Origin of the sequence: Aeromicrobium sp. Root495 (assembly GCF_001426755.1) — a bacterium.
GTDB lineage: Bacteria > Actinomycetota > Actinomycetes > Propionibacteriales > Nocardioidaceae > Aeromicrobium.
Genome location: NZ_LMFJ01000002.1, coordinates 57279 through 64233 on the forward strand (window position 1 = coordinate 57279; position 6955 = coordinate 64233).

Below are 6955 nucleotides of genomic sequence, written 5' to 3' on the forward strand. Positions count from 1 at the left end.
GGTCACCTGTTTCCCAGAAGAGTGTCGGCGCGGTCCTTCTGGGCCTGGCCGGGCTTGGGGTACGTGTTGCGGTGGGACAGCGGATCCTTCAGGTTCGTCGCGCTGAGCACCGTCTCCGGCCGCACGACGAAGCCGAGCCTCAGCCAGTGCCCCGACGCGTCACCGCTGCCGTTGGCCGACGACCAGTAGTCGAAGAACTGCGAGATCTCAGCCGCATACGGAGCCATGTACTGCGCTGCGGAGCTCGTGGCCTTGAAGGTCTTCTCCAGCTTGGGCGCGAGCGGTCGGGCGTCGGCCATCATGTCCGTCAGGTCCTCGAGGGCGGGCTCGGCCTGGTCGGCCACGTCGGGCACCTTGCCGAGCGGCTTGCGGCCGTCCCGGAGCGTCTTGCGCAGGTCGGACGTGGCCCGTCCCATCGCCTCGGCGCCGGGCTTGATCTCGTTGACGGTGACGTCGAGGTCCGCAAGGGGCTCCTGCAGCGAGCCGAGCGCCTGCTTCGTCTCGTCGAGGGTCGAGGGTGCCTTCTCGAGGATCTCGGTCAGGTCGTTCCCCTCGTCCGCGCCAACAGCGGCCAGGGTGTCGTCCAGCTGACCGAGGAGCGACGTGACGGCTTCCTCGTTGCCCTCGAACCGGCTCGCCAGCCGGTCTGCCGAGGCGAGGAGCGCCGGCAGGTCGGCCTGGTCGGAGGTCGCCGCCTGCGAGACGGTGCCGAGGTCCTTCAGGATCGGTGCGCCGTTCTTGAGGAAGGCGCTGAAGTCCTGGCTGTGGCCGGACAGACCGCCGCCCGTCTCGCGCAACGTGGTCGCCAGCGCCGTTCGCGTCGGCTTGTCGAGCACCGAGAGCAGGTCGTCGAGCTCAGACGCCGGAGTCGTGCTGGTCTGCGCGATCTCGGCGGTCCCGAGGGACCCCGCCTTCGCCGTGCCGGGGGAGAGCTCGACGAAGTTCTGACCCAGGGACGACCGTGCCCAGAGGCGGGCCTTGGCGTCCTTGTAGACCGATCGATCGCCATCGAGCTGGAGCGTCACGACGGCGACGTCCTTCTGGAGGTCGATCGATCGGACCTGCCCGACGCGGGAGCTCGCCTGGCGGACGTCGTCGCCGACGCGCAGGCCTCCCACCTCGCTGAACCGGGCCTTCACCACGGTGTGGGTCTGCCCGGGCAGGCCGGTGCTGGCGAAGATGGCCGTGTAGAGCGCGGCCACGAAGCCCAGGATGACGAGCAGCCCGAGGACAGTGACGCTGTGGCGTGAGGACTTCATCCGAGGGCCCCCATCAGCTGATCAATCAAGGAAGACTCCTGCTTCTCGGTGAGCCCCGTGGGGCTCGGCGTCTTGGTAGGCCTGACCGTCGGCTTGCTGGAGCTGCCGAGGAGTCCGTCGAGGACGTCGCCCAGGAGAGGCACCCCGGCCAGGTCAGGCAGGTCGGTCGAGGAGCCGGGGCCGTCCGGGTCGGCGGCGCCACCCGCCTGCTCAGTCCCACCGGCCAGGTCGCCGAGTCCCGGGATCAGACCCGTGACCGGCTCGGCCGTCACCACGGCGTGCGAACGGAAGTAGTTGCTGAGGCCGTCCTCACCGTTGGTCGTGAGGGCCCAGAAGCGGACGAAGTCCAGGACGTTGGTGAGGTTGTCCAGGAGGGCACGACCGACAGGGCGGGCCCCGTCCAGGGTCTTGCTGAGTCCCGGAGCGGACTTTCGCAGCGAGGCGACGACAGGCCGCGCCTCCCCCAGCAGGTCGTCTGCACGCTGCAGGAGAGGGTCCGCCGACTGCAGGGCCGGGTCGGCGACCTCGAGGAACGAGGTCAGCTCGTCGCTGATCGCGGTGAGCTCGTCCGTCGTGGGACGGAGGCCCTTCAGCGTCGGCGTGGCACCGTCGGCCGTCGAGTGCAGGAGCTTCAGCGTCTTGCGCGCGACGGCCAGCGTGTCGGGGAGCCTGGCCAGTGTCTGGTCCAGCTCGCCCTCCTTCGAGGAGGTGGTGGACAGCAGCTTCTCGGCTGTGGAGACCAGGCTGTCGAGTCGCTTGCCCTCGTCGGCGGCGAGCGCGCTCGAGAGCGGCTGGATGCTGTCGATGAGACTCGTCAAGACGTCGCTCTGGTCGTCGAGCAGCGCGGCCAGCCTCTGCGTGTCCTGCATGGCCGGCTGCATCGTCTTGATCGCGGCGTCGGCGTTCTTGCCGTTGCCGTCGAGGCCCTCACCCATCGTCGTGACGAACGCGGCGAGTGACTGTGCCGTCGGCTCGTCCAGGACGTTCAACACCTGGTCGAGGTCGGTGGCGTTGCCGGTACGGCTCGTCGGGATGGTGCCACCCGCCGTGAGCGCCGGGGCCTCGGCCGATCCGCGGTCGAGCTCGAGGAAGCGCTCACCGAGGAGCGACACCGGGCGGACCGTGGCCTTCGCATCGTCATGAAGAGGCAGTCCGGCCGGGTCGAGCTTCATGCCGACCTTGGCGACACCGCCGTCCACCTCGATGGAGTCGATCGTGCCGACGCGAACGCCGGAGATCTTGACGTCGTTGCCCTCGATGAGGGGGCTCGCGTCCTTGAGCTTCGCGTAGTAGATGGCGTCGCCGTCTCCGTCGGAGGCGAGGGCACCCACCAGGCCCACGGAGATCATCAGTGCGCAGATCGCGATGACGGCGAGACCGCGGCCACCGCCGAGACGTTCGGCGTTCATCGCAGACCACTTCCCGTGGCGTCCGTCCAGGACTGACCCTCGTTCTCGCCGGGGTCGCGCTGGGCGTCACGCGTGATGCCGGGCGGCATGATGCCGGGGTTGACGTTCACGCTCGATGCGCCTTCCTGGATGACGGTTCGCATGTAGTGGCCGTTGCTGTCGTAGTTGCCCGCGGCCGAGGCCCAGTTGGAGAGCCAGCCGGCCAGCTCGGGCATGTAGGGGCGCAGGAACCCGAGTGCGGGCGCTGCGCTGTCGGCCGCGTCGTTCAGTCCCGGGAGCGTCTCGTGCGTCTCGTCGAGGAGGCCGGGCGTGACACCGAGCAAGGACTGCAACGACTGCAGGGTGGGCCGCAGCGAGGCGACCGCGGGCTGCAGGTCCTGCATGACGGGCTGCAGGTACTTCACGAGACCCGGGAGCCGCTGCGCGGCCGGTGCCAGGTCGTCGACCAGAGGCTTGGCCTCGTCAACGGTGGACGGCACCTCGTCGAGGGTGGAGCGCGCCGCCTTGAGGGTCTCAGGCAGCTCGTCGATGCCTTCCTGGAGAGCCGATCGCTGGGCAGCGACCTGCGAGACCATCGTCGAGAACGACGAGACGGTCGAGGCGACCTCGTCCTGGCGACCGGCGACGACCTGGGTCATCGCGTCGAGCTGCTTGACCAGGTTGCGGATGGCCGGGCCGTCGTCGCCGACAGCGCGGACGACCTCACCCACGGCCTGGACGGCCGGGCCGGCCTGCGCCAGGGTGCGACTCAGGTCGTCCTGGCTGCCGTCCAGCGTGGAGTCGAGCGACGCGAGCAGCGTGTTCAGCCGCTTGCGCGTCGTGGGATCGAGCGCGGCCAGGACCTGGTCGAGCTCCACCCGGTCCGACGTCCCCTTGAGGAGGCCTCCGCTCGGGATCTCGGCGTTCTTGTCCGCGCCGGGCTGGAGCTCGAGGATGCGCTCGCCGAGCAGTGCCTTCCAGGAGATCTGGGCCGAGGTGCCGTCATGCAGCGGGGCGAAGTCCTCGCTCACCCCGACCGTCACGACGGCCTTGCCGCCCTTGACCTGAAGGTCACGGACCTTGCCGGCGTCGAAGCCGTCGATCTTCACGGGCGAGCCAGGAACGAGGTTCGTGGCCGAGGGCATCACGACGTCGACGGTGTACTCGTCGCCACCGCCCCTCAGGAAGAGGAGGCCCGCCGCGGCGAGAACGATCGCGACCACCCAGGGCAGTCGTCTCTTGAGCACCATGGGTCAGTCCATCCCCAGCGGTCCGGCGGACTCACCCGCGAGGAACTGACGGACGAACGGGTCGTCGCTGTTGAAGGCCTCTTCGCAGTCCCCGTAGTGGACGAGCTTGCCCTTCCAGATCATGCCGACGTAGTCGCTGCAGGTCCGGGCGGCCGAGATGTTGTGCGTGACCAGAAGGTAGGTGCCGCCGTGCTCCTCGTGCATCTGCTTGATGAGGTCGCACAGCAGGCTGGTGCGCACGGGGTCGAGGCCTGAGTCCGGCTCGTCGAAAAGGACGATGTCGGGGTTGAGGATCAGACCACGCGCAAAGCCGGCGCGCTTGCGCATGCCGCCCGAGACCTCGCTCGGGAACTTGTGGGCCGATCGCTCGAGCCCGACCTCAGCCATGCGTGCCATGACGAAGTCACCGATCTCGCTCTCAGCCATGTCGGTGTGCTTGCGCAGGGGGAAGGCGACGTTGTCGAAGATGTTCATGGAGCCGAAGAGCGCGCCGTCCTGGAAGAGCACACCGAACCGCTTGCGCAGGTCGTAGCGCTCCTGCTCCTTGAGCTGCCAGATGTCCTGGCCGAAGACCTTGACCTCACCCTGGTCGGGCTCGAGGAGCCCGACGAGGTGCTTGAGCAGCACGCTTTTGCCGGTCCCCGACGGGCCGAGGACGGTGGTGATGGCGTCGTCGGCGAAGTCGATGTCCAGGCCGGTGAGCACCTCGAAGCTTCCGAACTTCTTGTGCAGGTTGCGCACCTGCATCGTGTGGCTCGGAGCGTCCGTCGTCGGGAAGGCGAGCGGCGTCAGCGGGCGGTCGTTGATGGTGAGCGTGGTCATGAGAGTTCTCCTCGAGGTCGAGAGGGACGGGCCTAGTTGGCGATGGGTGCGTTGGGGGCCATCCCCCAGAAGAGCTGGGTGGACAGAAGGCCGACCACGTGGATCAGCACCATGTTCACCATCATCGACTTGGCGGTGTTCTCACCGACCCCGACCGGACCGCCCTTCGCGGTGAAGCCGTAGTAGCAGCCGACGAGCACGATCACGGTCCCCATGACCATCGCCTTGGCCACCGAGAACCCGAAGTCGAGCGGGTTCTGGAACATCCAGAAGATGAGCGAGTAGCCGCCGGCCGACACGGTGCCGTACTGGACGACCGCGACGAGCCACTCGGCGAGGTACATGCAGCTGAGGCCGATGAAGTAGAGGAACGGGAAGGCGATCCACGACGCGGCGAGGCGCGTGCCCACGAGGTAGCTGCGTGACCGGATGCCCATGACCTCCATCGCGTCGATCTCCTCCGCGATGCGCATGGAGCCGATCTCCGCCACGAGGCCGCAGCCCACCTTGGCGGCCAGGATGTAGGCGAACATGTAGGGGGCCATCTCGCGCAGGCCGCAGTAGACGGTGAAGACCCCGGTGTAGAGCGGCGCTCCGATGGCCTTCAGCGTGTAGCTCGCCTCGGTGCCGCACATCGTGCCGATGACGAACTCCATCGAGAAGATGATGAGCCCGCTCGCGACGATGAGGATGCCGCACTGGCGGAAGACCTCCGCGACGTAGAGGCGCAGCGTCGGTAGCTCGCGGAACGTCTGTGCCGAGAACGCCGCGATCTCTCCACCGGTGGTGAACGACGCGCGAAGGCCGTCGACCATGGAGCGGAAGGTCACCTCGGTGTCCTCCGGCTCCGGAGGCGTGAGCTTCGGCGTCTCCGGCCGCACTTCCTGGATGTCAGTCATGATCCGGGCCTTACTTGTAGACCTGCATGTCAGGGTTGAGCCCGAGCAGGATGGCCGTGAAGAGGAAGTTGGTGATGTAGATCATCGCGAAGCTGATGACCACGGCCTGGTTGACCGCGCGCCCGACGCCGATGGGGCCGCCCTTGGCCGTGAGGCCCTTGTAGCAGCAGACGACGCCGATGATCAGGCCGAACATCGTGGTCTTCAGGACGCTGCCCCACAGGTCGGGGAGTGTCGCGTTGGCGTAGAAGTTGGACATGAAGGCGCCCGTGCTGGCACCCAGCACCGGGACGGAGGCGAGGTAGCCGCCGATGACTCCGAAGGAGAGGGAGACCAGGTCGAGCAGGCCCGTGATCAGCATGACGCCGACGACGCGCGGCACGATGAGGTCGCGGATCGGATCGATGCCCAGGACCTCCATGGCATCGATCTCCTCGCGGATGCGACGCGCTCCGAGGTCCGCCGTCATGGCCGCGCCGACGACGCCGGCGACGATCATGGCGTTGATCCAGGGCGCGAACTCGCGCACGCTCGCCATGACGAAGAACGAGCCGAGGCGCTCGGGGATGCCGAAGAGCAGGTAGATGTTGCCGCCCTGGAGACCAGGAGCTCCGAAGCCGAAGGCCACGGTCGAGACCGTGAGCGGGATCCAGCAGAGCTTGAGCGCGTTGAACATCTGGTCGCGGACGTCGGACCAGTAGCCCCGCGGGTGACGGACGGCGCTCCAGAGGACGACGACGGCCAGGAGGGCCATCTGCCCCATGGGCTGCAGCACGCGCTCCGGGAGCGGCGCCTGGCGCACCTTGATCGGCCGGTTGGTCGTCTCCTCGGCCGGCCGTGCCTCCGTGGCGGTCATGCGCAGCGCTCCGGGTGCGTCGGACAGACGCGCGACGCAGCGGCGTGGCCGCAGGCGGCGTCCAACGTCATGGTCGTTTCCTGGCGCAGGCTCATGCGAGGCCCCCTCGTGTCGTCCGCTCGTGGTCCGGGCGCCTGTGGAGTGGCGGTGCACGGTGCTTCAGCGGGGTGGTTCGGGCCGGCCAGGAAGGCCGACCGGAGTGTCGAACAAGAGATACCTTAGTGATGAGAATCTCATTTGTCACGCACTTTTTGTGTTCGCGGTCACATTCTCTGCAAACCTGGGCCAAATTCGTCGAGCCTGGTGGCCCCGGGAGCTTCGCCCAGCAAATATGTTGCTACAACAACAAATTATCCGATCTGAGCATGACCATCGCACAACCGAAAGACGCTCCGCGTCGACCCGTGACCCCCGTGGTCGTCAATCGTTGTTGCTTAGCACTAAAACAAAAACGTGCCCGAGCCGCTTTCGCAGCTCGGGC

General features: G+C 67.6%; 6 protein-coding genes. All 6 read right to left on the reverse strand.

The window, feature by feature from the left end:
• Positions 1-2 precede the first annotated feature (2 nt).
• Genes ASD11_RS14355 through ASD11_RS14380 form a run of 6 tightly spaced genes read right to left on the reverse strand, consistent with a single transcriptional unit; the run spans position 3 to position 6474 of the window.
• On the reverse strand, positions 3-1259 hold the full coding sequence (locus ASD11_RS14355; protein ID WP_056289072.1) for an MlaD family protein: 1257 nt from the start codon (positions 1257-1259) through the stop codon (positions 3-5).
• Positions 1256-2668 (reverse strand): MlaD family protein, encoded by a 1413-nt coding sequence (locus ASD11_RS14360; protein ID WP_056289074.1) that lies wholly within the window; start codon positions 2666-2668, stop codon positions 1256-1258. The genes ASD11_RS14355 and ASD11_RS14360 overlap by 4 nt, the downstream gene beginning before the upstream one ends.
• Positions 2665-3897: an MlaD family protein gene (locus ASD11_RS14365; protein WP_056289077.1), complete on the reverse strand. Its 1233-nt coding sequence runs from the start codon at positions 3895-3897 to the stop codon at positions 2665-2667. Before ASD11_RS14365 ends, ASD11_RS14360 begins: the two co-directional genes overlap by 4 nt.
• Before the next feature lie 3 nt (positions 3898-3900).
• Positions 3901-4719 (reverse strand): ABC transporter ATP-binding protein, encoded by an 819-nt coding sequence (locus tag ASD11_RS14370; protein WP_056289078.1) that lies wholly within the window; start codon positions 4717-4719, stop codon positions 3901-3903.
• 32 nt (positions 4720-4751) lie between these two features.
• Positions 4752-5618: an ABC transporter permease gene (locus ASD11_RS14375; protein ID WP_200940186.1), complete on the reverse strand. Its 867-nt coding sequence runs from the start codon at positions 5616-5618 to the stop codon at positions 4752-4754.
• Positions 5619-5628: 10 nt separating this feature from the next.
• Positions 5629-6474, reverse strand: a complete 846-nt coding sequence (locus ASD11_RS14380) for an MlaE family ABC transporter permease (RefSeq protein ID WP_082554465.1) — start codon at positions 6472-6474, stop codon at positions 5629-5631.
• Positions 6475-6955 lie beyond the last annotated feature (481 nt).

Excerpts from the sequence above, each read along its gene's own strand:
- ASD11_RS14355 (WP_056289072.1), bottom strand. The coding sequence starts at position 1,259 with ATGAAGTCCTCACGCCACAGCGTCACTGTCCTCGGGCTGCTCGTCATC.
- ASD11_RS14365 (WP_056289077.1), bottom strand. The coding sequence starts at position 3,897 with ATGGTGCTCAAGAGACGACTGCCCTGGGTGGTCGCGATCGTTCTCGCC.
- ASD11_RS14375 (WP_200940186.1), bottom strand. The coding sequence starts at position 5,618 with ATGACTGACATCCAGGAAGTGCGGCCGGAGACGCCGAAGCTCACGCCT.
- ASD11_RS14370 (WP_056289078.1), bottom strand. The coding sequence starts at position 4,719 with ATGACCACGCTCACCATCAACGACCGCCCGCTGACGCCGCTCGCCTTC.
- ASD11_RS14380 (WP_082554465.1), bottom strand. The coding sequence starts at position 6,474 with ATGACCGCCACGGAGGCACGGCCGGCCGAGGAGACGACCAACCGGCCG.
- ASD11_RS14360 (WP_056289074.1), bottom strand. The coding sequence starts at position 2,668 with ATGAACGCCGAACGTCTCGGCGGTGGCCGCGGTCTCGCCGTCATCGCG.